Annotated in this window: 23 protein-coding genes and 3 tRNA genes; 11 read left to right on the top strand and 15 right to left on the bottom strand. The window is 60.3% G+C overall.

Annotated elements, in window-relative coordinates; genetic code table 11:
* Window positions 1-67 precede the first annotated feature (67 nt).
* The 4 genes from zwf to ACR0C9_RS06675 all read left to right on the top strand — a co-directional run bounded on the left by zwf (window position 68) and on the right by ACR0C9_RS06675 (window position 5598).
* Entirely contained in the window at window positions 68-1522 is a 1455-nt protein-coding gene (zwf, locus tag ACR0C9_RS06690; protein ID WP_170450323.1) for a glucose-6-phosphate dehydrogenase, read from the top strand.
* Entirely contained in the window at window positions 1519-2190 is a 672-nt protein-coding gene (gene pgl, locus ACR0C9_RS06685; RefSeq protein WP_170450325.1) for a 6-phosphogluconolactonase, read from the top strand. The genes zwf and pgl overlap by 4 nt, the downstream gene beginning before the upstream one ends.
* A gap of 5 nt (window positions 2191-2195) precedes the next feature.
* Complete coding sequence (pgi, locus tag ACR0C9_RS06680; protein ID WP_480780641.1) at window positions 2196-3800, top strand: glucose-6-phosphate isomerase; 1605 nt, start codon at window positions 2196-2198, stop codon at window positions 3798-3800.
* Window positions 3801-3978: 178 nt separating this feature from the next.
* The gene (locus ACR0C9_RS06675; protein WP_170450329.1) at window positions 3979-5598 is read left to right on the top strand and encodes a long-chain-fatty-acid--CoA ligase; all 1620 of its coding nucleotides are present in this window, start codon (window positions 3979-3981) and stop codon (window positions 5596-5598) included.
* Window positions 5599-5619: 21 nt separating this feature from the next.
* Here ACR0C9_RS06675 and ACR0C9_RS06670 read toward each other — a convergent pair.
* From ACR0C9_RS06670 to ACR0C9_RS06660, 3 genes are all read right to left on the bottom strand, one after another.
* Window positions 5620-5694 (bottom strand) — tRNA-Asn (locus tag ACR0C9_RS06670).
* A gap of 134 nt (window positions 5695-5828) precedes the next feature.
* Window positions 5829-5903, bottom strand: a tRNA-Asn gene (locus tag ACR0C9_RS06665).
* 75 nt (window positions 5904-5978) lie between these two features.
* Window positions 5979-6893 carry an MBL fold metallo-hydrolase gene (locus ACR0C9_RS06660; RefSeq protein ID WP_480780640.1) on the bottom strand — a complete coding sequence of 305 codons (915 nt, stop codon included), beginning with the start codon at window positions 6891-6893 and terminating at the stop codon, window positions 5979-5981.
* Window positions 6894-6937: 44 nt separating this feature from the next.
* On the opposite strand from ACR0C9_RS06660, the gene ACR0C9_RS06655 reads away from it, so the two are divergent.
* On the top strand, window positions 6938-8257 hold the full coding sequence (locus ACR0C9_RS06655) for an ATP-binding protein (RefSeq protein ID WP_170621863.1): 1320 nt from the start codon (window positions 6938-6940) through the stop codon (window positions 8255-8257).
* Between the two features lie 92 nt (window positions 8258-8349).
* Here ACR0C9_RS06655 and ACR0C9_RS06650 read toward each other — a convergent pair.
* Window positions 8350-8426: transfer RNA gene (locus ACR0C9_RS06650), tRNA-Ile, on the bottom strand.
* Between the two features lie 106 nt (window positions 8427-8532).
* Here ACR0C9_RS06650 and purM point away from each other — a divergent pair.
* From purM to rnd, 3 genes are all read left to right on the top strand, one after another.
* Window positions 8533-9579 carry a phosphoribosylformylglycinamidine cyclo-ligase gene (gene purM, locus ACR0C9_RS06645; protein ID WP_480780639.1) on the top strand — a complete coding sequence of 349 codons (1047 nt, stop codon included), beginning with the start codon at window positions 8533-8535 and terminating at the stop codon, window positions 9577-9579.
* The gene (purN, locus tag ACR0C9_RS06640; protein WP_480780638.1) at window positions 9576-10172 is read left to right on the top strand and encodes a phosphoribosylglycinamide formyltransferase; all 597 of its coding nucleotides are present in this window, start codon (window positions 9576-9578) and stop codon (window positions 10170-10172) included. Before purM ends, purN begins: the two co-directional genes overlap by 4 nt.
* Window positions 10173-10286: 114 nt before the next feature.
* On the top strand, window positions 10287-11444 hold the full coding sequence (gene rnd, locus ACR0C9_RS06635; RefSeq protein WP_480780637.1) for a ribonuclease D: 1158 nt from the start codon (window positions 10287-10289) through the stop codon (window positions 11442-11444).
* 6 nt (window positions 11445-11450) lie between these two features.
* On the opposite strand, the gene ACR0C9_RS06630 is transcribed toward rnd, so the two are convergent.
* Window positions 11451-11978: a hypothetical protein gene (locus ACR0C9_RS06630; protein WP_170450341.1), complete on the bottom strand. Its 528-nt coding sequence runs from the start codon at window positions 11976-11978 to the stop codon at window positions 11451-11453.
* Between the two features lie 140 nt (window positions 11979-12118).
* Here ACR0C9_RS06630 and ACR0C9_RS06625 point away from each other — a divergent pair, with 140 nt between their 5' ends.
* A complete protein-coding gene (locus ACR0C9_RS06625) occupies window positions 12119-12529 on the top strand; it encodes a SufE family protein (protein ID WP_170450343.1) in 411 nt (136 codons plus the stop codon).
* Window positions 12530-12531: 2 nt separating this feature from the next.
* Here ACR0C9_RS06625 and ACR0C9_RS06620 read toward each other — a convergent pair whose 3' ends face one another.
* On the bottom strand, window positions 12532-13191 hold the full coding sequence (locus tag ACR0C9_RS06620; RefSeq protein WP_480780636.1) for a DUF1638 domain-containing protein: 660 nt from the start codon (window positions 13189-13191) through the stop codon (window positions 12532-12534).
* A gap of 180 nt (window positions 13192-13371) precedes the next feature.
* On the bottom strand, window positions 13372-14070 hold the full coding sequence (locus tag ACR0C9_RS06615; RefSeq protein WP_170450348.1) for a cobalamin B12-binding domain-containing protein: 699 nt from the start codon (window positions 14068-14070) through the stop codon (window positions 13372-13374).
* 289 nt (window positions 14071-14359) lie between these two features.
* Between ACR0C9_RS06615 and ACR0C9_RS06610 the strand changes: the two genes are divergently transcribed.
* Entirely contained in the window at window positions 14360-15427 is a 1068-nt protein-coding gene (locus ACR0C9_RS06610) for a PA0069 family radical SAM protein (RefSeq protein ID WP_480780635.1), read from the top strand.
* Between the two features lie 281 nt (window positions 15428-15708).
* On the opposite strand, the gene gltA is transcribed toward ACR0C9_RS06610, so the two are convergent.
* Complete coding sequence (gltA, locus tag ACR0C9_RS06605; protein WP_170450352.1) at window positions 15709-17004, bottom strand: citrate synthase; 1296 nt, start codon at window positions 17002-17004, stop codon at window positions 15709-15711.
* A 122-nt stretch (window positions 17005-17126) separates the two neighbouring features.
* Window positions 17127-18527, bottom strand: coding sequence for a glutamate--tRNA ligase (gene gltX / locus ACR0C9_RS06600; RefSeq protein ID WP_170450354.1), 1401 nt, complete (start codon window positions 18525-18527; stop codon window positions 17127-17129).
* Between the two features lie 78 nt (window positions 18528-18605).
* Between gltX and ACR0C9_RS06595 the strand changes: the two genes are divergently transcribed.
* Window positions 18606-20642 carry a ComEC/Rec2 family competence protein gene (locus ACR0C9_RS06595; protein ID WP_480626052.1) on the top strand — a complete coding sequence of 679 codons (2037 nt, stop codon included), beginning with the start codon at window positions 18606-18608 and terminating at the stop codon, window positions 20640-20642.
* Between the two features lie 8 nt (window positions 20643-20650).
* Here the strand turns inward: ACR0C9_RS06595 and lexA are convergent, their stop codons facing one another.
* The 6 genes from lexA to ACR0C9_RS06565 form a co-directional block, all read right to left on the bottom strand.
* Window positions 20651-21349, bottom strand: coding sequence for a transcriptional repressor LexA (gene lexA, locus ACR0C9_RS06590; protein ID WP_170450359.1), 699 nt, complete (start codon window positions 21347-21349; stop codon window positions 20651-20653).
* 78 nt (window positions 21350-21427) lie between these two features.
* Window positions 21428-22600, bottom strand: a complete 1173-nt coding sequence (locus ACR0C9_RS06585; protein WP_480780634.1) for a molybdopterin molybdotransferase MoeA — start codon at window positions 22598-22600, stop codon at window positions 21428-21430.
* Window positions 22597-23070 carry a cyclic pyranopterin monophosphate synthase MoaC gene (gene moaC, locus ACR0C9_RS06580; protein WP_480780633.1) on the bottom strand — a complete coding sequence of 158 codons (474 nt, stop codon included), beginning with the start codon at window positions 23068-23070 and terminating at the stop codon, window positions 22597-22599. Before moaC ends, ACR0C9_RS06585 begins: the two co-directional genes overlap by 4 nt.
* Window positions 23070-23882 carry an indole-3-glycerol phosphate synthase TrpC gene (trpC, locus tag ACR0C9_RS06575; protein WP_480780632.1) on the bottom strand — a complete coding sequence of 271 codons (813 nt, stop codon included), beginning with the start codon at window positions 23880-23882 and terminating at the stop codon, window positions 23070-23072. Before trpC ends, moaC begins: the two co-directional genes overlap by 1 nt.
* On the bottom strand, window positions 23879-24898 hold the full coding sequence (gene trpD / locus ACR0C9_RS06570) for an anthranilate phosphoribosyltransferase (RefSeq protein ID WP_170734831.1): 1020 nt from the start codon (window positions 24896-24898) through the stop codon (window positions 23879-23881). The genes trpC and trpD overlap by 4 nt, the downstream gene beginning before the upstream one ends.
* The gene (locus ACR0C9_RS06565) at window positions 24895-25476 is read right to left on the bottom strand and encodes an aminodeoxychorismate/anthranilate synthase component II (RefSeq protein ID WP_170450369.1); all 582 of its coding nucleotides are present in this window, start codon (window positions 25474-25476) and stop codon (window positions 24895-24897) included. The genes trpD and ACR0C9_RS06565 overlap by 4 nt, the downstream gene beginning before the upstream one ends.
* Between the last annotated feature and the right edge of the window lie 127 nt (window positions 25477-25603).

Raw genomic sequence — 25603 nt, 5'->3', positions numbered from 1 at the left:
TTAAAAAAACCTCGATGTGATTGCGCTAACATTGGACATGCCGACAGGGGCAGGGTAAGGACGGGCCATGGTTTCTCGCGTCATACCTGTTGACCCATTTGATCTGGTCATTTTCGGCGGCACCGGCGATCTGGCGCAGCGCAAGATTCTGCCTGCTTTGTTTCGCAGGTTTTGCGCCGGGCAATGGCCCGGTGATGCCAGAATCATCGGCGCAGCCCGCAGCGACCTGACCCCGGATGGGTTTCGCGAAATGGTGGCCGGTTCGCTAAGGCTGAACGCGCCCAGACGGGCGGCAGATTCGGATGCATTGCGCGGATTTTTGCAGCGCGTCGATTATGTTGCGCTGGATGCGATGTCGGCGGACGGGTGGGGCGATCTGTCGACCAGACTGACGGATGATCGTGTTCGGGCCTTTTATTTCTCGGTCGGGCCGCGCCTGTTTGGTCCGTTAGCGGAACAGATCAGATCGCATGGCTTGGTCACGGCGCAGACCCGGATTGTGGTCGAAAAACCCTTTGGTCATGATCTGGAAAGCGCGCGAACGCTCAACGCCACGTTGGCGGCGCATTTTGACGAGGGGCAGATTTACCGGATCGATCACTATCTGGGTAAAGAGACGGTCCAGAACCTGATGGCCGTGCGCTTTGGCAACATGCTGTTCGAGCCGTTGTGGAACAGCCAGTATGTCGATCACATCCAGATCACCGTCGCGGAAACTGTCGGCGTGGATGGGCGCGAGGAGTATTATGAGCGCGCCGGTGCCATGCGGGATATGGTGCAGAACCACCTGATGCAGCTGCTCTGCCTGATCGCGATGGAGCCGCCAGCCAAGTTTGATCCCGACGCCGTGCGGGATGAAAAGCTGAAAGTGATCCGCGCGCTTGATCCGGTCGAACCGCATCACATCGTCCGGGGTCAGTTCGCGGCCGGTCCGGACGGGCCGGGCTATCGTGAGGTCGTGGGCCACCCACGCTCGACCACTGAAAGCTATGTGGCCCTGAAAGCTCATGTCAGCAACTGGCGGTGGGCGGGAACGCCGTTTTATCTGCGTACCGGCAAGCGGCTGGTCGCGCGGTCCTCGGTCATCAATGTGCAGTTCAAGGACGCGCCGCATTCGATCTTTGGTGAGGCTGCGGGGCGGCACGCGAATGCGCTGTCCATCCGGCTGCAGCCGAACGAAGGCATCACGCTGAAGGTGACGATCAAGGAACCGGGACCGGGTGGAATGCGTCTGATCGACGTGCCCTTGGACATGAGTTTCGCCGAAGCGCTGGGGCCCGAAAATCAGGATCCGCCCGATGCATACGAGCGATTGGTGATGGACGTGATCCGGGGCAATCAGACCCTGTTCATGCGCGGCGACGAGGTCGAGGCCGCATGGGCCTGGACCGACCCGATCATCGCCGGTTGGCAGGCGCGCGGCGATGTGCCCAAACCTTATGACAGCGGCAGCACAGGCCCCGGCGACGCCGAGCTGCTGATGAAACGAGACGGTCGCCTCTGGCAAGGAATAAAGCCATGAAAATTCAGGACTATGCCGACCGCGATATGCTGGCTATAGACGTCGCGAACGCCTTGGCCGGAGAGCTTGAGGCGGCGCTGCTGCACAATGAAACGGTTGCTCTGGCAGTGCCCGGTGGCACCACGCCGGGTCCGGTGTTCGACGTGCTTTGTGCCGCCGATCTGGCATGGGATCGCGTGCGCGTCATGGCCACCGATGAGCGTTGCGTGCCCGCTGATAGCGACCGTTCGAACGAGCGTCTGATCCGCGAGCGGCTGCTGACCAACCGCGCCTCGGTCGCGCAGTACATCCCGCTTTATGTTCCGGGGGCCGAGCCAGAGGCTGCTCTGCCGGAAATCGAGTCCCTGATCGCGCCGGTTCTGCCGCTTTCGGTTTTGGTTCTGGGTATGGGCGAAGACATGCACACGGCCTCGCTGTTTCCGGGAATGGAGGGGCTGGCCGCTGCGCTGGACAGCCACGCGCCAACGCTTGCCGTGGCCCGGACCGAGGTTCAGCCGGAACCGCGCATCACGCTAACCGCGCCGGTTCTGGACGGGGCACTGTCCAAACACCTAATTATCTTTGGCGCGGCCAAACGCGATGCGCTGGAACGCGCCATGTCTTTGCCCCCCGAGGATGCGCCGATCGCCGCTGTTCTGAGTGGCATGACCGTACATTGGGCGGAGTGACTGTTATGAAACTGGATCACCTGAAATCGCTGGCAGGCAAGGCTGGGCGTATTCTGGATTTGTTCGACGCTGACCCGAACCGGGCGCAGGGCTTTTCCGCCTCAACCGGTGACATGGTGTTTGACTATTCAAAAACCCTGATCGACGCGGAGGTGCGCGCAGGGCTGATCCGCCTGTGTGACGAAGCCGACCTGGCCGCGCGGCGCGAGGCGATGTTCTCGGGTCAAAAGATCAATGAAACCGAAGGGCGCGCGGTGCTGCATACGGCGCTGCGCAATCTGGATGGGGGGGCGGTGCAGGTCGATGGGCAGGACGTCATGCCTGACGTGCTGGATACTCTGCACCGGATGCGGGTCTTTGCCGAAGAGGTGCGCGGTGGTGCGATCTCGGGCGTGGGGGGCAGTTTTACGGATGTGGTGAATATCGGCATCGGCGGCTCGGACCTTGGCCCGGTGATGGCGACCCATGCGCTGTCGCCGTATCACGACGGCCCGCGCGTTCACTATGTCTCGAACGTAGACGGGGCGCATATTGCGGATACGCTGCGACAGCTGGACCCGATGCGAACGCTGATCATCGTCGCCTCAAAGACCTTCACGACGATCGAGACCATGACCAACGCCCGCACCGCACGGGCGTGGATGAGCGACGGCGGCGGTGACCCGACCAAGCAATTCGCAGCGGTCTCCAGCGCGTTGGACAAGACACAGGAATTTGGCATCCCGGCAGAACGAGTCTTTGGCTTTGCCGATTGGGTCGGTGGGCGCTACTCGGTCTGGGGACCGGTAGGTCTGCCGGTGATGATCGCCGTGGGGTCGAACGCGTTTGATGCGTTTCTGCGGGGCGGGCAGGCGATGGACCTGCATTTCCGCTCGGCCGAATGGGGTGAGAATATGCCGGTTCTGCTGGCACTTGTCGGCATCTGGCACCGTCAGGTGTTGGGCTATGCCAGCCGCGCGGTTCTGCCCTATGACCAGCGTTTGCTGCGCCTTCCCGCCTATTTCCAACAGCTTGAGATGGAATCGAATGGCAAATCGGTAGCGATGGATGGATCGGACCTGACCGTTCCCTCTGGCCCGGTTGTCTGGGGCGAACCCGGCACAAACGGCCAGCACGCGTTTTACCAGCTGATCCATCAAGGCAACGACGTCATCCCCTGCGAGTTCATGGTTGCCGCCGAAGGGCACGAGCCGGAACTGGCCCATCATCACCGCCTGTTGCTGGCCAATTGTCTGGCCCAGTCCGAGGCGCTGATGCGTGGCCGGTCACTGGACGAGGCCCGCGCCCGGATGGCAGAAAAAGGCTTTGAAGGGGCCGAACAGGACCGCCAGGCCCGCCACCGCGTGTTCCCCGGAAACCGCCCCTCGACCACGCTGATCTATCCCAAGCTGACTCCGTTTGTGCTGGGCCAGATCATTGCCCTTTATGAACATCGCGTGTTTGTCGAAGGCGTGCTGCTGGGCATCAATTCGTTCGATCAGTGGGGCGTGGAACTGGGCAAGGAACTCGCCACCTCGCTGGGGCCGATTGTGGACGGCGATGAAAGCGCGGCGGGTAAGGATGGATCGACCGCGGCATTGGTTGTATATGCTCTACGGCACCGCGATTAACGCCATTTAACGCAGCTTGCCCTGCGGGCGGGTTGCATTTTTTAATTGTCAGACAATTAAATGCTTGGCAGGGTTCCCCCTGAGGATAAGTCTGAATTGACGCGCGGGGCCACACCCCCAGGTGTCGAGGACAAGGCGATGGCCGCACATGGTCGCGCCGAGAATGGGGAGGATGTCCATGCTGGGACAGATGATGACGCAGCCTTTGCTGATCTCGTCGCTGATTGATCACGCCGAACGTTATCACGGGCAGACCGAAATCTACTCGGTCGAAACCGATGGCACCGTGACGCACACGAACTGGGCCGAGGTCGCCGGCAATGCGCGCAAACTGGCATCCGCGCTGACCAAGCTGGGATTAGAGCCTCAGGACAGGATCGGCACGTTGGCCTGGAACAACCGGCGACATCTTGAGATCTACTATGGCACTTCGGGCGCGGGATATGTGTGCCACACGGTCAATCCGCGTCTGTTCCCCGAGCAACTGTCCTATATCATAAACCACGCGCAGGACCGGGTTCTGTTTTTTGATGCCACCTTTATCCCTCTGGTCGCGGCTCTGAAATCCGCGCTGACCGAGGTCCGGCACTTTGTCCTGATGGGACCACGTAATGACGAGGCGCTGTCCCAGATCGATGGGGTGGAGTTCTATGATGAACTGATCGAGACCGGCGATGCGGATTTTGTCTGGCCCAGTTTCGATGAAAACATGGCGTCGAGCCTGTGTTACACCTCGGGCACGACGGGGAACCCCAAGGGTGTCTTGTATTCCCATCGTTCGACTTTGCTGCACAGTTTTGGGTCAAACACCCGCGATTGCATCGGGTTTTCGGCCCGCGATGTGGTGATGCCGGTTGTGCCGATGTTCCATGTGAATGCCTGGGGCTCGCCCTATGCCTGTGCGATGTCGGGGTCCAGAATGGCGTTGCCCGGCCCGGATTTGCATGGCGAGGCGCTGGTTAACCTCATCGACACCTACGGCGTGACGCTGGCTATGGGCGTTCCCACGATCTGGCAGGGATTGCTGGCCCATGCGGCGCAATCGGGCAGCCAGCTGACCAGTCTGCAACGCACCGTGATTGGCGGCGCGGCGTGCCCGCCATCGATGATCGACACGTTCCGCGACACCTATGGCGTTGACACGATTCACGCCTGGGGGATGAGCGAGATGAGCCCGCTGGGCACAACCAATACGCCGCTTGCCAAGCATCTGGACCTGCCCATCGAAGAACAGCGCAAAATACGCGAGAATCAGGGCCGTCCGCCGTTCGGGGTGGAACTGAAAATCGTTGATGACGATGGCAATGATCTGCCCCATGACGGCGAAACCCAAGGCGATCTGATGGTGCGCGGCCACTGGGTTCTGGACAGCTATTTCCAGATGCAGGATCAGGAGTTGTTGCAGGATGGCTGGTTCGCCACCGGCGATGTGGCGACCCTGGACCCGGACGGCTACATGACGATTCGGGACCGGTCCAAGGACATCATCAAATCCGGTGGCGAATGGATCAGTTCGGTGGAACTGGAAAACATCGCCGTTGCCCATCCAAAGCTCGCCACCGCTGCCGTTGTAGGTGTACCGCATCCGAAATGGGACGAACGCCCCTTGTTGGTGGCTGTGAAAGCCGAAGGGCAGGACCCAAGCGAACAGGAACTGCTGGCCTTCTTCGATGGAAAAATCGCCAAATGGCAAATCCCGGACAAGGTTGTTTTCGTTGATGCTTTGCCACTGAACGCAACCGGCAAAGTGCTGAAACGCAACCTGCGCGCGGATTACAAGGACGCCCTGGCGGGATGATCTTGCGCGTGTGAGGGTGAATGGCTCCGGCGGTAGGGATCGAACCTACGACCAATTGATTAACAGTCAACTGCTCTACCGCTGAGCTACGCCGGAACGGTCCGCGCCGTATAACAACCAGATTTCGCGTCGTCCAGAGGGTACAGGCAAGTTTTTTTGACAGGGCAACTCTGGCCGCAATTCATTGGTGATTGCGCCCAATAGAATCATGATTTTGAGGGGGAAGATTTTGGCTCCGGCGGTAGGGATCGAACCTACGACCAATTGATTAACAGTCAACTGCTCTACCGCTGAGCTACGCCGGAACTGAGGGCGCGTATAACAACCCGGATTTTCCTCGTCCAGTGGGGAAGCGTGCGTTTCGTAAAATTTTTTCGGGCTCAATCCTGCCGGGCAAAAACGGCGTCTGCGGACAAGGCGCCGCTATGGGTTGCCTTGGATTTTCCAACCAGATCAACCAGATGGGCAAACACATTGCGTTCCGCTGCGGGCAGAAGGGATTTGGGAGTTTCTGTGTAAATACGCTCGGCCAAGTCTCGGGCCGTGCCGGGGCGGTCTTCCAGCGCCGACAGGATTTGCGCCTCGCGTCCAAGGCGGTGCTGAATCAGCCACTCCAACCGCCCGGACGGGTCGGTGATGGGCGCTCCGTGCCCGGCGTGGAAGACCGCCCATTCGCGTTCCTGAAGCCGGTAACAGGCGGTCATGAAATCGGTCAGGTCTCCGTCAGGTGGTGACACCAGCGAACTGGCCCAGCCCATCACGTGATCTGCGGTGAAACAGGTCTGGCCCCAGGCCAATGCGATGTGGTTGCCCAGATGTCCCGGCGTGTGGATCACCTCAAGCTGCCAATCCTCTCCCTCAATCACCTCTCCATCGGCGACTTCGATGTCCGGGCGAAACTGCGTATCGATGCCTTCACCGCCTCCGGCCAGACCGTTTTGGGCCAGTTGGGACATGACCGCGCTGCGCCCGGCCTCGGGCCCCCCAAAGGCGTAGATCTGCGCTCCGGTGCGTGCAGCCAGTGGTGCCGCCAGCGGTGAGTGATCCAGATGGCTGTGCGTCACAAAGATATGACTGATCTTCTGGCCCGGTTCCAAAGCCTCCAGAATCGCATTTAGATGCGCGTGCGACAAAGGGCCGGGATCAATGATTGCGATATCCCGCTGCCCCAGCAGATAGGTATTGGTGCCCCGATAGGTCATGGGCGAAGGGTTGGGGGCCAGAATGCGCCGCACCCCCGGTTGCAACTGCGTGGCAATCCCGGCGGGCGGGTTGAAATCGTCTGGGGCCTGCATTCTGTCCTCTTCCTCTTACCCGGGCAGCCCGCTAGGTTTAGCGCATGTCTTCGCAATGGCTCAAACCCTATCTGCCACACAGTCTTTACGCCCGGGCGGCGTTGATTCTGGTTGTGCCGGTGATCGTCCTGTTGCTGGTGGTCGGGAATGCGTTCCTGCAACGGCATCTTGAGGACGTGACCGCGCAAATGGTCCGTGCCGCCGCGCGCGAAGTTGATCTGATCACAAGCGCGATGAGTGATGTCGAGACACAGCAACAGGCCATCGCTGCCGTGCGTCCAGATCTGGTTGCGCTTGAAATCAGCGCGCGATTCCTTGGCATCAATGAAGAGCCGAATATCGGAACGCGGCGTTGGTATGATTTCATTGCGCCGCAGGTCGAGGCCAATCTGCACGCCCTTTTGCCGGATCTGGATGCCGTGGCGCTGCCCAACGGCCCGGACGCCCGGCTATATCTGGATACGCATCTGGGGACGCTCGAACTTGTGTTCGACCGCAGGCGGCTGGCCCCGACGGCACCGCACCAGTTGATCGTGACCATGCTGTTCTTTGCGATTGTCATGACGTCGATCTCATTTCTTTACATGCGCAACCAGTTGCGGCCGATTACGCGGCTGGCTGATGCAGCACAGGCGTTCGGACGCGGGCGCGTTGTACCTTACAACCCGGGCGGGGCGATTGAAGTACGTGCAGCCGGAAACGCTTTTCTGGACATGCGCGCCCGCATTGAACGCCAGATGGAGCAGCGGACGCTTATGCTGTCCGGCGTCAGCCACGACCTGCGGACCCCCTTGACCCGCCTGAAGCTTGGCTTGTCGATGCTGCCCGAGGATGAGGCCGCGCCGCTGCAGCAAGACGTCACCGAGATGCAGTCTTTGCTGGATGCTTTTCTGGATTTTTCCCGCGGCGCTGCCGAAGGTTCTCCGGAAGAGGTCGAGCCCAAGGCGCTTGTGCGCCAGATCGTCGAGGATGCCAAACGGGCCGGTTATCAGGCTGAACTGGTTGACGTTGACGGGCAGGGCACCGTCATGCTGCGCCCCATGGCCATTCGACGCGCGGTCGAAAACCTGATCGGGAACGCCGTCCGCTATGGCAATCGCGCTGACATAAGCCTGTCGGTCACGCCAAAAACCCTGCGCATCCGGGTCGAAGATGACGGCCCGGGCATCCCTTCGGAGATGCGGACCGAAGCGGTCAAGCCTTTCACCCGCCTTGATCCTGCGCGCAACCAGAACCAAGGCAGCGGCGTCGGCCTTGGCCTTGCCATCGTCGCCGACGTCGCCCGCGCGCATGGCGGAGTGCTAAGGTTGGGCAAAAGCGAGCGACTGGGCGGATTGTGCGCCGATATTATCATTGGGCGGTAGATGCGGCAGACATTTGGGCAACGCCGTGTCGGATCAATTCGAATGCGGAACGAGGAATCTAAGACCTGATTCAGTAAGAAAACCCGGTTTTCTGGTAGGCCCGGCAGGACTTGAACCCGCAACCAAAGCGTTATGAGCGCTCTGCTCTAACCAATTGAGCTACAGGCCCGCCTGAGGCTTTGAGTACCACGGTGAACGCCCGCGTCAAGCCTGACCGTTGCATAGATGCGCACAATCGACTAACCCGCCCGCAAAGCATTCGTAAGGGACCTACCATGACAGCGGGCAAGAACGGAATCACCTATGCCGATGCAGGCGTTGACATTGATGCAGGCAACGCTCTGGTCGACCGGATCAAGCCCGCCGCCAAGCGGACCAACCGCCCCGGCGTGATGAGCGGGCTGGGCGGGTTCGGAGCCCTGTTTGACCTCAAGGCGGCCGGGTATGAAGACCCCATACTGGTCGGGGCGACCGATGGTGTCGGCACCAAGCTGCGGATCGCGATCGATACCGGCGTCGTGGATGGCGTGGGCATTGATCTGGTGGCCATGTGTGTCAACGATCTGATCTGTCAGGGCGCTGAGCCCTTGTTCTTCCTCGATTATTTCGCCACCGGCAAGCTGGACACCGATACCGCTGCGCGGATCATCGAGGGCATTGCCGAAGGATGCGCCCAATCGGGCTGTGCCCTGATCGGTGGTGAGACGGCGGAGATGCCGGGTATGTACCCCGATGGCGATTTTGATCTGGCCGGCTTCTCGGTCGGCGCGATGGAGCGCGGGGCGGACCTGCCGGATGGGGTGCAGGCGGGCGATGTGCTGCTGGGGCTGGCCTCGAACGGGGTGCATTCCAACGGTTATTCTCTGGTGCGCAAGCTGGTTGAGATTTCGGGGTTGGGCTGGGACGCTGACTCGCCCTTTGGCGGCGGCTCGTTGGGTGAGGCGCTGCTGACGCCGACGCGGCTGTATGTAAAGCCCGCGCTGGCGGCGATCCGGGCAGGGGGCGTGCATGCGCTGGCGCATATCACCGGTGGTGGCCTGACCGAGAACCTGCCGCGTGTTCTGCCCGAAGGACTGGGTGCGCAGATCGATTTGGATGCGTGGGAGTTGCCGCCGGTCTTTGGCTGGATGGCTGAAGCCGGCGGGATTGCCGAGGCCGAGATGCTGAAAACCTTCAACTGCGGTATCGGCATGATCGTTGTCTGCGCTGCAGATCAGGCAGATGCGCTGTCGGCGTTGTTGAGCGACGCAGGCGAGACTGTCTCGCGCATCGGCACGGTCACAGACACTGCGGGTGTGGCCTATTCAGGCAAGCTGCTGTGAGCCACAAGCGCGTCGCCATCCTGATTTCCGGGGGCGGGTCGAACATGGTGTCGCTGGTCGACAGCATGACCGGCGATCATCCGGCACGGCCCTGTCTGGTTCTGTCCAACGACGCGCAGGCAGGCGGTCTGGTCAAGGCCCGGGATCGCGGGATCGCGACCGCAGTCGTCGATCACCGCCCGTACAAAGGCGACCGCGCCGCGTTCGAGGCCGAACTGCTGAAACCGCTGGAAGAGGCACAGCCGGATATCGTCTGCCTGGCCGGGTTCATGCGGGTTCTGACCGGCGATTTCGTCTCGCGCTTTCAGGGCCGGATGCTGAACATCCACCCGTCTCTGCTGCCGAAATACAAGGGCCTGAACACCTATGCACGGGCCATTGAGGCGGGTGACTCGGAACATGGCTGCACCGTGCACGAGGTGACGGCGGCGCTGGATGATGGTCCGATTTTGGGTCAGGCGCGGGTCCCCATTTCGCCCGAGGATACGCCCGAGGATCTGGCCGCAAAGGTTCTGGTGTGGGAGCATCAACTCTACCCAGCGGTGCTGCGCCGTTACGCAGAAGGCAACAGGTCTGTTCTTATGCTGCCCTGATCGCCCTTGGGTGATTTACACGCGCGTAAAAATCGTCTTATGGTCGCCTGTATCGCTCGGGACGCGGAAAAACGGGCAGTCACACAAAGAACAAGAGCAAGAATAGTACGGCGCATGAAAACCCTGACGACGACGCAAGAGCTGGCTGAATTCTGCTCGGCTGCTGCCGGATACCCCTATGTCACAGTAGACACCGAGTTTCTGCGCGAGCGGACCTATTATTCCAAACTGTGCCTGGTGCAGCTGGCTGTCCCGTCCGAGGATGAGGACAGCGCCGTTCTGGTCGACCCGCTGGCGGATGGCCTGTCGCTGGAGCCTCTGTTCGAGTTGTTCAAAAACGAAGATGTGGTCAAGGTGTTCCACGCGGCCCGGCAGGATCTTGAGATCTTCTGGGTCGAGGCCAATGTATTCCCGACCCCTCTGTTCGACACCCAGGTCGCCGCGATGGTCTGCGGTTTTGGTGAGCAGGTCGGCTATGAGACACTGGTGCGCAAGATTTGCAAGCAGGGCGTGGACAAGACATCCCGATTCACCGACTGGTCCAAGCGCCCGTTGACGGATGCGCAAAAGACCTACGCCCTGGCCGACGTAACCCATCTGCGCAGGATTTACGAACATCTTGCGGCCGAGCTTCAAAAGACCAAGCGCAGCCATTGGGTATCCGAGGAATTGCGCACGCTGACGCAGCCGGGAACCTATGACATCCGACCCGAGGATGCGTGGAAACGGGTGAAAACCCGCACAAACTCGGCCAAGTTCCTCGCCGTGGTGCGGGAACTGGCACAATTCCGTGAATCGTATGCGCAGGAAAACAACGTGCCACGCAACCGTGTTTTCAAGGATGATGCGCTGATCGAGCTTGCCTCGACCAAACCCAAAAACCCGTCGGAACTGGGCGGATCGCGCCTGTTGCTGCGCGAGGCGCGTAAGGGTGCGATTGCCGATGGTATTCTGACTGCCGTGAAGCGTGGCGTGAACTGCCCGCCGGAACAGATGCCCAAGGTCGATACCTCGCGCGACAAGCTGAAGGTCAACCCGGCGCTGGCGGATTTGCTGCGCGTGCTGCTGAAATCGAAAACCGAAAGTTCGGGCGTGGCCGCCAAGCTGATCGCGACCAGTTCCGAACTGGATCAGATCGCAGCGGGCGAGCGCGAATTGCCTGCCATGTCAGGCTGGCGGTTCGAAGTGTTCGGCGAGGATGCTTTGAAGCTGTGCGAGGGCAAGATTGCACTGGCCGCCAAAGGTCAGGCCGTCAAGGTCGTTTCACTGTAAACGCCCTTAACGCCGCCGCGATTCCAGAGCGTTTTGCTGTCCGACCACCCGGACCACGCGGATGCCCTCTAGGTCTTGCTTGGTGACATTGATCGCGTCGGACACCATGCGCGTCCTCTCAGACCCTTGAGCGGTCTGATAGGTCGGGTAGTTCACGCGAAACACAAATTCCAAAACGCCGTTCTTCCGGTTTTCTTCTGATTCCACAGGTACAAGCCGCGCCTCATATGCGCCCTGACGGATTGCAGTACCCGAGGCGTATACGATTGCGCCTGACGGTATGGCATCGATCCGCAATTCATCGATCTTGGCGATAGGAACGCTGGTATCGACCTCTTCAGGGCGCGCAAACAGACCGCGACCGCCGCGTTGTTCGGGAATCAACGCATCGGCGTCATTTGCCGGAGCTGTCTCGACCGGGGCCGGGGTGCTGGAGCCAAACCAGTTCGACGGGTTCACGCGCGACTCGCGCCAACTGTTACAGGCGGTCAGGGTCAGTGCGACGACGACAAGGATGGACAATGATTTTTGCATGGACCCACGGTTCTTTGGCTGTATTTCAGTCAATGGGTTAGCGCAATTTCCGCCCCTTGAAAAGCCACGGCAGGGGCTGGACAGCCGTGCATCGCCGCCTTAGGTCACAATTGTGAATGCAACGGAAGGACCGCCGCACAATGGCAACGCCCGCCTTTGAAGACATCGTCGAGGATTTTGAGTTTCTGGAGGACTGGGAAGACCGGTACCGCCATGTGATCGAGCAGGGCAAGGCGATGGACCCGCTTGACGATGCGCTTAAGGTTCCGGCGACCAAGGTGGACGGTTGCGCCAGTCAGGTGTGGCTGCACCCGATGATCGAAAACGGCGTGTTCCGGTTTGACGGCGATAGCGACGCGTTGATCGTGCGCGGGCTGATTGCGGTTCTTCGGTCGCTGTATAACGGTTTGCCCGTGGCCGAGGTTCCCAAGGTGGACGCAGGCGGTGAACTGGCGCGGCTTGGGCTGAACGACCACCTGTCAGCGCAGCGTTCAAACGGCTTGCGTGCCATGATCGAACGTATCCGCGACGTCGCGCAAGAGAACGCCTGACTCTAACCCGGTCGCTTGGCCCAGTTTTTCAGGGTGACCTCAAGATCGCCGTATCCGGTGAGGCGGCGTTCAAATTCCAGACCCATCTTGTCGGCACAGGCGCGGGCGCGTTCGGTCAGGGCAGGGTCATCGGTCTGGGCCTGATATACGAGCTTTGTGTAATTGCCGAAATACATGTCCCGCAGTTCCGGGTGACGGTCCAACCCTAGCGGTTTCCATACAAAGGCATCGAACTGCCGGGCCAGAAAATCCGTCAGATAGAAAGCCGTCGTTTCATCATCGCCGTGGTCGGCGAAGGTTTGATTGCCTTCGAAAAACGAGTAGCAATGGGGGCCTTTGACCATCTCAACCCCCAGACGCTCGCAGGCTTGTTGCAGCAGTCCACCGGTGCCGCAATCGGCGTAGACCACAAAGATCTGGTCGTAATGATCGCGGTGTTTGGCCACGGCGTCCTCGACCGCCTGCGTGATCCGTTCCGGATGAATGTGCAGAATTGCCGGAAGACAGGTGAGCGCCATGTGATACCAGCCATTGCGTTTTTTCAGATCCAGGATCTCGCGCGCCAAGGCTCCGCAGGCGATCAACAGGATGCTTCCGGACGCATCGGTGGAGTATCCCTGATTGGTCAGGCTTGTATCGTCGGGCAGGGTGTCGTTCGGCATGGCTGTGCTTTCTGCTGCGCTGTGTTCAGAAAAGGACGAATGACGGTTTTGGGCAAGCCTTGCACCGACATCCTGTGTCAGGTCGCCGACGCCTTGGTTCCTGACCGCTTCACTTGTGACAATCCAACAAAAAAGCCGCCCCCGGTGAGGGCGGCCTTTCAATCAGATATGTCTGACGGGTCAGCCTGCCAGTTGGTTGTGCTTGCGCGATACGAATTCTTTCGCTGTCTCCACCGCAACGGCGGCGTCCCGGCAATAGGCGTCGGCACCGATGGCCTTGCCGAATTCCTCGTTCAAAGGTGCGCCGCCGACCAGAACGATGTAGTCGTCGCGCACGCCTTGCTCGACCATCGTGTCAATCACCACCTTCATGTAAGGCATGGTGGTGGTAAGCAGGGCGGACATGCCCAGAATGTCGGGCTGTTCGTTTTCCAGCGCTTCCAGGTAGTTTTCGACCGGGTTGTTGATGCCCAGATCGACAACCTCGAAACCCGCGCCTTCCATCATCATCGAGACAAGGTTCTTGCCGATGTCGTGGATGTCGCCCTTCACGGTTCCGATCACCATCTTGCCTACGCGCGGGGCACCGGTTTGCGCCAGCAGAGGCTTGAGGATAGCCATGCCGCCTTTCATGGCGTTGGCGGCCAGCAGAACCTCGGGCACGAACAGGATACCGTCGCGGAAGTCATGGCCGACGATGGTCATGCCACCGACCAGCGCTTTGGTCAGAACGTCATAAGGCATCCATCCGCGTTCCAGCAGGATGTTCACACCTTCTTCGATTTCTTCCTTCAGGCCATCGTAAAGGTCGTCGAACATCTGTTCGACAAGTTCGTCGTCGTTCAGTTCGGACAGGATGATGTCTTCTTCATCAGACATGGGGCGATTCCCTGAGCTGTTTGGACCACAGGTCCATGGTGGCATTTGTTCCGTTTTGGCTAAAACGTCGCAGTTTGACTGTGACGATTACGACCTCAGTGGTTTCGGGACCGACCTATAGGATAGAAATTCGCAATCTGCGACTGAATTCTTCGCAAGATCATTCTGCATATGGTTCAGGTCGTTAGGCGAAATCCCTTGGATTCTGTTTTTTGGCCGGAAAGCCGCGTGGCACTTGCCGTAGCGGCGGTCTTTGGTTACTTTGCCAATAGGAACAAAGAGCGAACAAGTGGCCGATCATTTCACAATCCGGGGGCGGGGAACCGCATCAAACGACGCTGGTCGGTTTGAACGCTATGCCACTGTCGCAACCGATGATGGCTGGTCGGCGGACGAAGACCTGCCACCCCTGCGTACCGAGGTTCGGGATGAGGTCGCGCGGAGTGTGATCACCTATAACCGCTCTCCGGATTTGCCCTTTGATCGATCGATTAACCCATATCGCGGGTGCGAACATGGTTGCGTGTACTGTTTTGCCAGACCCAGCCACGCTTATTTGGGTCTGTCCGCAGGGCTGGACTTTGAAACGCGTTTGGTTGCCCGTCCGAACGCGGCGGATGTTCTGCGCAAAGAACTGTCGTCGCGGTCCTACCGCGTGGCGACTATCGCTTTGGGGACCAACACAGACCCCTACCAGCCCATAGAGAAAACCCGTTTGATAACAAGGGAATGCTTGCAGGTTTTGCAGGATTTCAACCACCCGGTTGCCATTGTCACCAAAGGCGCGCTGATCGAGCGGGATCTGGATATTCTGGCCCCAATGGCCGAGTTGGGACTGGCGCGGGTCGGCATATCGCTGACCACGCTGGATGCGGATTTGTCGCGTCGGATGGAACCTCGGGCCCCGTCACCAAACCGACGGTTGCAGATGATCCGCAGATTGACGCAAGCCGGGGTGCCGGTGCGCGTGATGACATCTCCGCTGGTTCCGGGGCTGACCGATCACGAATTGGAACAGTTGCTGGAGGCAGGCCGGGACGCCGGTGCAGACACTGCAAGTTGGATCATGCTGCGCCTACCCAGAGAGGTCTCGGGACTATGGCAAGAATGGCTGGCCCAGCATGAACCCGCGCGTGCAGGTAAGGTGATGTCCCGCCTGCGCGACATGCACGGAGGTCGGGATTACGATCCTCGTTGGGGTCACAGAATGCGGGGCGAGGGGGAGTATGCGCAGGTCATTGCGCAGCGTTTTTCGAAAGCCTGCAAGCGCCTTGGGTTGGCAATCAAATCCGACGCTCTGCGCTGCGATCTGTTCTCGACCCCGCCGCAGTCTGGGGACCAACTGAGCCTGTTTTGAGATGGACCGGGCATAGTCATTTCTGGGCCAAAAGGCTGCTACCGCCTTCTTCTCTGGCCTCTTGTGGACCAATTGGCTGGGCCGCTGGTTCACTTACAGCAAGGACCAAAGCCCTGACCGAAACCCGCAAACAGAGGCATTGGTCAAGAAAAAGAGCATTGGCGGCGCCAGAAGAATTCGAAGCGGCGGCACGACGAGGTTTACCGTTGTCGGCCGGATCCACATTTGACTGCTCAAAAAAAACCCCGCAAATCGCGGGGTTTTTCTCGTGTCATGCCGCCTTAGCGGTTTTCGATATCCACGTAGTCGCGATTGGTCTCGCCCAGATACAACTGACGCGGACGGCCGATCTTGTTCTGTGGATCGGCAATCATCTCTTTCCACTGGCTGACCCAGCCAACGGTGCGTGACAAGGCAAAGATCGGGGTGAACATCGAGGTGGGGAAGCCCATCGCCTCGAGAATGATGCCCGAATAGAAGTCCACATTCGGGAACAGTTTCTTCTCGGCGAAATACGGATCTTCCAGCGCCTCACGCTCAAGTTCCTTGGCGACCTGCAGCTTCGGATTGTCTTCGATGCCCAGCAGATCCAGCACTTCGTCAGCCGACTGCTTCATCACCTTGGCGCGCGGGTCGAAGTTCTTGTAGACGCGGTGGCCAAAGCCCATCAGGCGGAACGGGTCGTTCTTGTCCTTGGCGCGGGCGATGTATTCAGGGATACGGTCAACGGTGCCGATCTCTTCAAGCATCTCCAAACAGGCCTGGTTCGCACCGCCATGGGCCGGACCCCACAGGCAGGCGATGCCGGCGGCGATACAGGCAAACGGGTTTGCACCGGACGACGACGCCAGACGCACGGTCGATGTCGAGGCGTTCTGTTCGTGATCCGCGTGCAGGGTAAAGATGCGGTCCATTGCACGGCTGAGGATCGGGTTCACCTCATACTCTTCGGCGGGAACGCTGAAGCACATGCGCAGGAAGTTCGACGCATAGTCCAGATCATTGCGCGGATACACGAAAGGCTGACCGGTGTGGTATTTGAAAGCCCAGGCCGCGATGGTCGGCATCTTGGCGATCAGACGGTGCGAGGCGACCTCGCGCTGATGCGGGTCCGAGATGTCGGTCGAATCGTGGTAGAAGGCAGACATTGCGCCAACCACGCCCACCATGATCGCCATCGGGTGCGCATCCCGGCGGAAGCCGCGATAGAAATACTGCATCTGCTCGTGCAGCATGGTGTGACGGGTGATCGTGGTCTCGAAGGTTTCAAGATCCTTGGCGCTCGGCAACTCTCCGTACAGCAGCAGATAGCACACTTCCAGGAAGTGGGATTTCTCGGCCAGTTGATCGATCGGATAGCCCCGGTGCAGCAGCTCGCCCTTTTCGCCATCGATATAGGTGATGGTGCTGTCGCAGCTTGCGGTCGAGGTAAAGCCGGGGTCATAGGTGAACACACCCGCCTGACCGTACAGTTTGCGGATATCGACAACGTCAGGCCCAGCGGTCGGCGAGTGAACCGGCAACTCATACTCTTTTCCATGCACGGTCAGAGTGGCTGTTTTGTTGCTATCAGTCATGGTTGTCCCTTCTTCATTCGTGCGCAGGCCAGATCGTTGCCGAAACCTGCGGGCAATGACCGCGCGCAAGCGCGCAGTCCGGGTGTTAGCGGAGCAGCGTTACCCGTTTATGAAGCTTGGGTTTATTTCGCTGCCTCAGAAAGCCGCGCCAGGGTTTCATCGCGTCCCAGCACAAGCATCATGTCAAAAACCGAAGGTGTGACGGCCCGACCAGCCAATACAGCCCTAAGCGGGCCTGCCAGCTTGCCGAACTTGACCTCCCTTGCTTCGGCAAAGGAATTCAACGTCTCTTCCAGCTCGTTCCGGGACCAGCTAGCATTTTGCAACTGCGGCGTCAATTCATTCAGTATACCATCGGATACTGATGCCAACGCTTTTGCGGCTTTCTCATCCGGGGCAATCGGGCGCTCGGTCAGTACAAAATGCGCTTTTTCAAGCAGTTCCGGGAAAGTGCGCGCGCGATCCTTGAGGCAATACATCGCACGTTCCAGATCACCCGATTGTGTCTGTGTGAGAGCGGGCAGCTCTGCTGCCGCGAGGTAATCTTCAATTTCTTGCCGCAGCGCAGCATCATCCGAGATTGCGATGTGCTGACCGCACAGGTTTTCCAGCTTTTTCAAGTCGAAACGCGCCGGGCTTTTGCCGATTCCATCCAGATCGAACCACTCTTTCGCCTGTGCGTCGGTGAAGAATTCATCGTCACCGTGGCTCCAACCCAGACGTGCCAGATAGTTGCGCATACCGGCGGCGGGATAGCCCATCGCCTGATATTCCTGCGCGCCCAAAGCGCCGTGGCGTTTGGACAGTTTCTTGCCGTCAGGCCCGTGAATCAGCGGAATGTGCGCCCAGACTGGAACGTCCCAGCCCATCGCCTCGTAGATCATCATCTGGCGGGCGGCGTTGTTCAGGTGATCGTCGCCGCGGATCACATGGGTGACGCCCATATCGTGGTCATCAACCACAACCGCCAGCATATAAACCGGTGTCCCGTCCGAGCGCAGAAGGATCATATCGTCTAGCTGATCGTTGCGGATGGTCACATCGCCCTGAACCTGATCCCGGATCACGGTCGCGCCGTCCTGCGGCGCCTTGATGCGGATCACAAAAGGCGCATCGGGGTGGGTTTCAGGGGGCGCATCGCGCCAGGGGCTGCGGAACAGGGTCGATTTCCCCTCGGCCCGTGCCTGTTCGCGGAATGCGGCGATTTCATCCTGAGACGAGAAACACTTATAAGCCTTGCCCTCAGCCAATAGCTGATGCGCAACCTCGGCGTGTCGTGCGGCCCCTTCGAACTGAGAAATCACGTCGCCGTCGTGATCCAGCCCAAGCCACTCCATGCCTTGTAGAATCGCCGCGGTGGCCTCGGGGGTCGACCGCTCGCGGTCCGTGTCTTCGATTCGCAGCAGGAACTTGCCGCCGCGCCCGCGCGCATAAAGCCAGTTGAACAGCGCTGTGCGTGCACCGCCGATGTGCAGAAAACCGGTGGGTGAGGGTGCAAAACGGGTGACGACCTGATCGGACATTATTTTGATTAACCTTTTGGTAACCGCGACGGGCATAGTGTGGCGCTTGTCTAACGAGCCCGAAGGACGGGGGCAACCATGCGTGTTCTTGCACGGGCCCAGGCGGCGCTGCTGAACCAGACGGGGTTCCTGTTTCCATGGTCTCCGGTATGTCTGGCGCTTGGGATTGGCCTCTATTTCGGATTGCGGTTCGAACCGGGCTGGCCGATCTATCTGGGCTTTGCGACCACCGGTTTGGTGCTGATCGGCCTGTGCCGCTTTTTACCGGCCGGATGGGGATCGTTGGCAATCGGGGGGGCGCTGGTTGCTGTCGGCTTTCTGCTGGCAGGTGCCCGCGCCCATATGGTGGCGGAACCGGTTTTGTCATGGCGGTATTACGGCCCCATCGAGGGGAGGGTCGTCGCCATGGACCGGTCTGCCTCGGATGCGCTGCGACTGACGCTGGATCAGGTGCGGGTAGGGGACGTGCCGCATGATCGGCGACCGCAGCGCATCCGTCTTTCCGTACATTCTCAGATCGATCCCATTGCGCCGGGGCAGCGGATCATGACCACCGCCCATTTGTCGCCGCCGCAAGGCCCGGTCGAGCCCGGCGGTTTCGATTTCCGCCGCCACGCCTGGTTTCAACGCCTTGGCGCGGTTGGATACACCCGCGTTCCGGTCATGACCATTGCCCCGCCGCAGGACGCGATGGACGGGGTTCGGATTACCGCGATCCGCATGAAGATTTCCGAGCGGGTGCGTGAGATCTTGCCGGGTGAGGTTGGCGGCTTTGCCGCCGCCGTCACCACCGGAGACCGCAGCGGTATGGGGCAAGCGGCGCTTGGGGCGTTACGGGCCTCGAATCTCGCGCATCTACTTGCGATCTCGGGCTTGCATATGGGGCTGTTGACCGGGTTTGTCTTTGTGGCCTGCCGGATCGGGCTGTCCGCGATCCCGGCCTTGGCCCTGCGCGTTCCGGTTCGCAAACTGGCTGCGGGATGTGCGCTGGTCGCTGCGGTGATCTACCTGATGCTCTCGGGCGGTAACGTGGCGACCGAACGTGCCTTTGTCATGGTCACCGTCATGTTGGGGGCGGTTCTGATCGACCGCCGTGCCATCTCGTTGCGGGCGGTGGCCGTGGCGGCGTTGATCGTGCTGGCCTTGCGCCCCGAAACCCTGCTGAGCCCCGGTTTTCAGATGTCATTTGCGGCAACCACGGCCCTTGTGGCCGTCTTTGGCGCATTGCGCGACTTCGGCCCGATGCCCGGCCCCAAATGGGTGCAGCCGATAGCCGGCGTTCTCATGTCATCTGCAATCGCCGGTCTTGCCACTGCGCCAATCGGCGCGGCACATTTCAACACCATGTCGCATTATGGCCTGCTGGCGAACCTTCTGTCGGTTCCGGTGATGGGGTCGGTTGTGGTGCCCTTTGCCGTGGTTGCGGCCTTGTTGGCCCCGTTTGGGTTGGAGGCGATTGCCATTCAGATCATGGGCATTGGCCTGCGATGGATCTTGATGATCGCGGACTGGGTCTCGGGCCTTGAGGGCGCGCAAGGTTACGTTGTCAGCCCGCCCTGGTTCGTGCTGCCGGTGATGGCCCTGGGCGCGCTTTGGATTGCCCTGTGGCAGGGCCGGGCGCGGTGGATCGGCCTTGCCCCCGTCGCCCTTGCCTTTCTGTTCTGGACGTCTGGCCATCGCCCCGAGGTGCTGATCGCCGAGTCCGGAGGGTTGGTGGGCGTCATCACTGAACAGGGCAGGGCGCTGAGCAAAGAAAAAGGCAGCGGTTTTGTTGCGACTGTTTGGTTAGAGAATGACGGGGACGGGCAGGATCAGGGGCACGCTGCCGGTCGTTGGCCGGGGCAGTCCGGCCTTATCCAGCGGATTGCCTTGCAGGACAAAGAGGTCATCCATGTCACCGGCAAAAGGGCCGCGCAGGAATTCACGGAGTGCCATGAGAATCAGATCGTTGTTTCAGCAATAAATCTGGACATGGACGGAGATTGCAGCGTTTTTGACCCCGAGCGGCTGTATGAGACCGGAAGCCTCTCCATCACTGATGGAAAGCTGGTCACCAGCGCGGATCTGACCGGGCATCGCCTGTGGTCCCCGAAACCCTCCGGGGACAGGCGTTAAAGGTGGGATCAGTAGGTGCGGATCAACCCGACCAGACGACCCTGAACCTTGATTTTGTCTTCGGGCAGCACCCGCGTTTCATAAGCCGGGTTCGCGGCCTCAAGCGCGATGGCCTGACCACGGCGGAAGAAACGCTTCAAGGTGGCCTCCTGATCCTCGACCAGTGCAACAACGATGTCGCCGTTGTCAGCGGTCGATGTCTCGCGGATCACGACGACGTCGCCATCATTGATCCCGGCATCGATCATCGAGTCGCCCTTTACCTCAAGCGCGTAATGCGAACCCTGACCCGAGACCATGGGGCCGGGTACCGCCACACGATGCGAGACGTGGCTGATCGCCTCAATCGGCACACCAGCGGCGATCCGGCCCATAACGGGCAGTTCCATAGCGTCCACCGCAACAGGTTCAAAGTTTGCCGGGCGTTGGCCTTCAGGCTTGTCACCATCGATCACGCGCGGGCTGAACCCCGCCGTGGGTTGTCCGCCAAGGCTTTCGGGCAATTTCACAATCTCGATCGCGCGGGCACGGTGGGCCAGACGGCGGATAAATCCACGCTCTTCCAATGCCGTGATCAACCGATGAATGCCGGATTTCGAACGCAGGTCCAGCGCGGCCTTCATTTCGTCAAAGCTGGGCGGAACACCGTCCGCCTGCACGCGTTTGTGGATGAATTCCAGCAAATCCAATTGCTTCTTGGTCAGCATCGCTCACACCTCGTCGCTCATGCGTTTTCTTTTGTTCTACGCATGTTCACGTTTTGTGTCAACGAATTTGACGATGTTCTATATCGGCAGGTAGCGCACCTTTGCCCCCGCAGGCAGCGCGGGATCGTCGGGCGGGCGCACCAACAAGGCGTTGGCCTGTGCCAGAACGCTTAGCAGAGAACTGTCCTGATCGGCACAGGCGCGGATGCCGTTCTCGTCGAGGATTGCGCGCATATAGTGCTCGCGCGGGCCGTTCGGCGACAGCGGCTCGACCAGGGTGGCGGTCCTGAACGGTGTCACAACCGAATCCAGACCCAACATGCGCCGCACCATCGGAGCCAGGAACAAATAGCCGCAAACCATTGCGCTGACGGGATTTCCGGGCAGACCGACCATGGCCGTATCGCCCATCCGTCCGGCCATCAGGGGTTTTCCGGGCCGCATTCTGATCTTGTAGAACGACCGTTCCATCCCCAGCGCCTGGGACACGTCAGACACCAGATCATAGTCGCCGACCGACGCGCCGCCGATTGTCACCACCAGATCAGCGCCCTCGGCCAGACCAAAGGCGGTTTCAAGCGACGATACCGTGTCCTGCGCGATGGGCAGGACGCGGACATGCGCGCCAAGCCCTTCCAGCAAGGCTTTCAGTCCGAACGTATTCGAGGCGATGATCTGGTCAGGGCCGGGCGTTTCGCCGGGCATAACCAACTCATCCCCGGTCGAAATCAGCGCGATCTGAGGTTTCCGCGTGACCGGCACCTTTGCGATATTCATGGCTGCCATCAGGGCGGCATCTTCGGGACGGATCAGACGCGGGGCCGTGATTTTGGTACCCTTGGCAAAATCCACCCCGGCGGGCCGGATGTTGGTTTTGGGGCCGGGGGCGTCGGTGATGGTAATCAGGTCGCCCCGGCGATCCACATCTTCCTGAATAACGATGAAATCAGCACCGTCCGGCACCGGCGCGCCGGTGAAAATGCGCACAGCCTGACCCGGTCCGACACGTCCGTCGAAGCGACTGCCCGCAGCGGATTCCCCTGCGACCTTGAACATTGAATGCAGTTCAACCTCAGCCGCTTTGACCGCGTATCCATCCATGGAAGAGGCCGCAAAGGGCGGCTGATCGCGCGTCGCTGCGACGTCTTCGGCCAGGACCCGGCCTGCGGATTGGGCCAGTGGCACATGCTCGACCGGCAGCGGAGCAACCAGATCGAACAGCAGGGCGCGGGCGTCTTCAACCGTGATCATTGCGCTTCGTAACGCCCTGATTTTCCGCCATCTTTCAGAAGGACCCGAATACCGCCGATTTCCATCGCCTTGTCCACGGCTTTGGTCATGTCATAGACCGTCAGCGCGGCGGTCGAGACGGCCGTCAGCGCCTCCATCTCAACCCCGGTCTGGCCCGAGGTCTTTACGGTGGCTTCGATCTGAACACCCGGCAGATCAGGGTCCAGCGTCAGCTCCACGGCAACCTTGGTCACCGGCAAAGGGTGGCAAAGGGGGATCAGGTCAGGCGTTTTCTTGGCCCCCATGATCCCGGCCAGTCGCGCAACGCCCAGAACATCGCCCTTCTTGGCGCGACCTTCTGAAATCAAATCAAAGGTTTCCGGTGCCATCTTGATGTACCCGGATGCGACAGCCACGCGGTCGGTCACCTCTTTATCCGAGACATCAACCATATGGGCCTGACCTTGCGCATCGAAATGGGTGAGCGGCATCACATCACTCCGGGGATCAACGGGTTTGACAGGATGTGCCGGGTCGCGGCGGTCACGTCGTCCTGACGCATCAGGCTTTCGCCGATCAGGAAACACCGCGCGCCGTAACGGGCGATATCGGCCAAATCCTCGGGCGCGCCCAGACCGCTTTCGCAGACGATCGTCCGGTCTCCTGGAACCAGCTTCGACAAACGCCGGGTCGTATCAAGAGTGGTCTCGAACGTCTTGAGATTACGGTTGTTTATTCCGATCAGGGGGCTTTTCAGCCGCGTCGCACGCTCCAACTCGGCCGCGTCATGAACCTCGATCAGAACGTCCATGCCCCAGTCAAAAGCGGTTTGTTCCAGTTCAGCGGCCTGAGCATCCTCGACCGAGGCCATGATGATCAGGATACAATCTGCCCCCAATGCGCGCGCTTCGACGACCTGATAGGGGTCATACATGAAATCCTTGCGCAGGGCGGGCAGGTTGGTGGCGGCACGGGCTGCGGTCAGATAGTCTTTGGCGCCCTGAAAGCTTGGTGTGTCCGTCAGCACCGACAAACAGGCCGCGCCACCATCTTCATAGGCTTTCGCCAGAACCGGTGGATCAAAATCCGGACGGATCAAGCCTTTGGAGGGGCTGGCTTTCTTGACCTCGGCAATCAGTCCATACCCGGTGCGGGACGCATCGTGCAGCGCTGCAGCAAAGCCGCGAACCTCGGGCGCTTCGCGCGCCTCGCTTTCCAACTCGTCCAGCGAGTTTTGCGCCTTGTCCGCTGCGATCTCTTCCAGCTTGTAGGCTTTGATTTTGTCCAGAACAGTCTCGGTCATGCGGCTTCCTGTGTGATCCGCGCCAGGGCGGTTATTTTCTCTTTTGCTTTGCCACTGTCGATGCTTTCGGCAGCCTTTTCAACGCCTTCGCGCAGGTCCGAGGCCGCCTCGGCCACGACCAGAGCAGCCGCCGAATTCAGCAGAACGGCGTCGCGATAGGCCGACGGCGCGCCATCCAGCAAGGCGCGGAAGGCTGTGGCGTTTTCTTCGGGGGTGCCGCCGATGATGTCCTCGAACGGGTGCACAGGCAGGCCCGCGTCTTCGGGGTGCAGTTCGACCTCTTTGACGGTATCGTCTTCCAACGCGGCAACCCAGCTGACGCCGGTGATGGTCAATTCATCCGTGCCGTCCGAGCCATGGACCAGCCATGCACGGTCGGAGCCCAACAGACCCAGCGTTTCCGCCATCGGTCGGATCAACTCGCGCGAGAACGCGCCGGTCAACTGGCGCTTGACGCCCGCCGGGTTGGTCAGCGGGCCAAGAATGTTGAAGATCGTGCGCGTCCCAAGTTCCTGTCGCGAGGGCATGACATGGGCAATCGCCGGGTGGTGCATCGGAGCCATCATGAAGCAGATACCGGCCTCATTCAGCGCCTTTTCAACCACTTGCGGGCCGACCATCACGTTGATTCCCATCTGCCCCAATGCGTCCGCCGCGCCGGATTTGGAACTGAGGTTCCGGTTGCCGTGCTTGGCCACGGTGACACCGGCCCCCGCCACGACAAAGGCCGTCGCGGTCGAGATGTTCAGGGTTCCCTTACCATCACCACCCGTGCCTACAATATCCATTGCACCCGCAGGTGCGGATACGGCGTTGCACTTGGCGCGCATCACAGCGGCGGCGGCGGCGTATTCGTCCACGGTTTCGCCCCGCGTGCGCATCGCCATCAGCAGCCCGCCGATCTGGCTGGGGGTGGCTTCGCCGTCGAACAGAATGCCAAAGGCTTGTTCCGCCTCGGCACGGGTCAAAGGCCGATCAGCCGACGCGCCGATCAGCGGTTTCAATGCGTCGCTCATGCGGGGACTTTCAGTTCTTGCAGGAAGTTCTTGAGCAGGGCGTGGCCATGCTCGGATGCGATGGATTCCGGGTGGAACTGGACGCCGTGAATGGGCAGTTCCTTGTGTTGCAGCCCCATGATGGTGCCGTCTTCCAGTTCCGCCGTGATCTCAAGGCAGTCCGGCAGCGTCTCACGCTCGACGATCAGGGAATGGTAGCGGGTCGCTTCAAAGGGTGAGGGCAGTCCGGCAAAGACGCCTTTGCCGGTATGTTTCATCGTGCCCATCTTGCCGTGCACGATCTCATGGCAGCGCACGACCCTACCGCCAAAGACCTGTCCGATAGTCTGATGGCCCAGACACACACCCATAAGGGGTGTCTTTGTCTCGGCAGCGGCTTCGGTCAGGGCCAGGCAAATCCCGGCCTGATCCGGGTCGCAGGGGCCGGGGCTGAGCAGGATGCCGGCGGGGTTCATCGCCATGGCTTCCTGCACATCCAGCGCATCGTTGCGGCGAATGACCATTTCGGCCCCAAGTTCGCCCAGATAATGCACCAGGTTGTAGGTAAACGAGTCGTAGTTGTCGATCAGCAGCAGCATTTGGGCACTTATCTTCGCTTGGGCATTTCAGGCTGGCGATGCAGCCCCCGGCCACGGTATAATGTCGGGACATACATGCTCAGGCTTGTGCGGCAGCGTCAAGAGGACATCCCGTTCCCGGCGCGTC

The sequence above is a fragment of the Ruegeria sp. C12 genome (assembly GCF_056537745.1).
The sequence above is the reverse complement of the archived record's forward strand: the minus strand, read 5'-3'. Positions and strand labels throughout refer to the sequence as shown.

What these genes read in the sequence shown, in the direction of transcription:
- ACR0C9_RS06625 (WP_170450343.1), top strand. Translation starts at nt 12,119, where the DNA reads ATGGCAACGCCCGCCTTTGAAGACATCGTCGAGGATTTTGAGTTTCTG.
- ACR0C9_RS06675 (WP_170450329.1), top strand. Translation starts at nt 3,979, where the DNA reads ATGCTGGGACAGATGATGACGCAGCCTTTGCTGATCTCGTCGCTGATT.
- zwf (WP_170450323.1), top strand. Translation starts at nt 68, where the DNA reads ATGGTTTCTCGCGTCATACCTGTTGACCCATTTGATCTGGTCATTTTC.
- ACR0C9_RS06615 (WP_170450348.1), bottom strand. Translation starts at nt 14,070, where the DNA reads ATGTCTGATGAAGAAGACATCATCCTGTCCGAACTGAACGACGACGAA.
- rnd (WP_480780637.1), top strand. Translation starts at nt 10,287, where the DNA reads ATGAAAACCCTGACGACGACGCAAGAGCTGGCTGAATTCTGCTCGGCT.
- trpD (WP_170734831.1), bottom strand. Translation starts at nt 24,898, where the DNA reads ATGAGCGACGCATTGAAACCGCTGATCGGCGCGTCGGCTGATCGGCCT.
- ACR0C9_RS06660 (WP_480780640.1), bottom strand. Translation starts at nt 6,893, where the DNA reads ATGCAGGCCCCAGACGATTTCAACCCGCCCGCCGGGATTGCCACGCAG.
- purM (WP_480780639.1), top strand. Translation starts at nt 8,533, where the DNA reads ATGACAGCGGGCAAGAACGGAATCACCTATGCCGATGCAGGCGTTGAC.
- ACR0C9_RS06595 (WP_480626052.1), top strand. Translation starts at nt 18,606, where the DNA reads ATGCGTGTTCTTGCACGGGCCCAGGCGGCGCTGCTGAACCAGACGGGG.
- trpC (WP_480780632.1), bottom strand. Translation starts at nt 23,882, where the DNA reads ATGACCGAGACTGTTCTGGACAAAATCAAAGCCTACAAGCTGGAAGAG.
- ACR0C9_RS06630 (WP_170450341.1), bottom strand. Translation starts at nt 11,978, where the DNA reads ATGCAAAAATCATTGTCCATCCTTGTCGTCGTCGCACTGACCCTGACC.
- lexA (WP_170450359.1), bottom strand. Translation starts at nt 21,349, where the DNA reads ATGCTGACCAAGAAGCAATTGGATTTGCTGGAATTCATCCACAAACGC.
- pgl (WP_170450325.1), top strand. Translation starts at nt 1,519, where the DNA reads ATGAAAATTCAGGACTATGCCGACCGCGATATGCTGGCTATAGACGTC.
- gltX (WP_170450354.1), bottom strand. Translation starts at nt 18,527, where the DNA reads ATGTCCGATCAGGTCGTCACCCGTTTTGCACCCTCACCCACCGGTTTT.
- gltA (WP_170450352.1), bottom strand. Translation starts at nt 17,004, where the DNA reads ATGACTGATAGCAACAAAACAGCCACTCTGACCGTGCATGGAAAAGAG.
- pgi (WP_480780641.1), top strand. Translation starts at nt 2,196, where the DNA reads ATGAAACTGGATCACCTGAAATCGCTGGCAGGCAAGGCTGGGCGTATT.
- ACR0C9_RS06565 (WP_170450369.1), bottom strand. Translation starts at nt 25,476, where the DNA reads ATGCTGCTGCTGATCGACAACTACGACTCGTTTACCTACAACCTGGTG.
- ACR0C9_RS06655 (WP_170621863.1), top strand. Translation starts at nt 6,938, where the DNA reads ATGTCTTCGCAATGGCTCAAACCCTATCTGCCACACAGTCTTTACGCC.
- moaC (WP_480780633.1), bottom strand. Translation starts at nt 23,070, where the DNA reads ATGCCGCTCACCCATTTCGATGCGCAAGGTCAGGCCCATATGGTTGAT.
- ACR0C9_RS06585 (WP_480780634.1), bottom strand. Translation starts at nt 22,600, where the DNA reads ATGATCACGGTTGAAGACGCCCGCGCCCTGCTGTTCGATCTGGTTGCT.
- ACR0C9_RS06620 (WP_480780636.1), bottom strand. Translation starts at nt 13,191, where the DNA reads ATGCCGAACGACACCCTGCCCGACGATACAAGCCTGACCAATCAGGGA.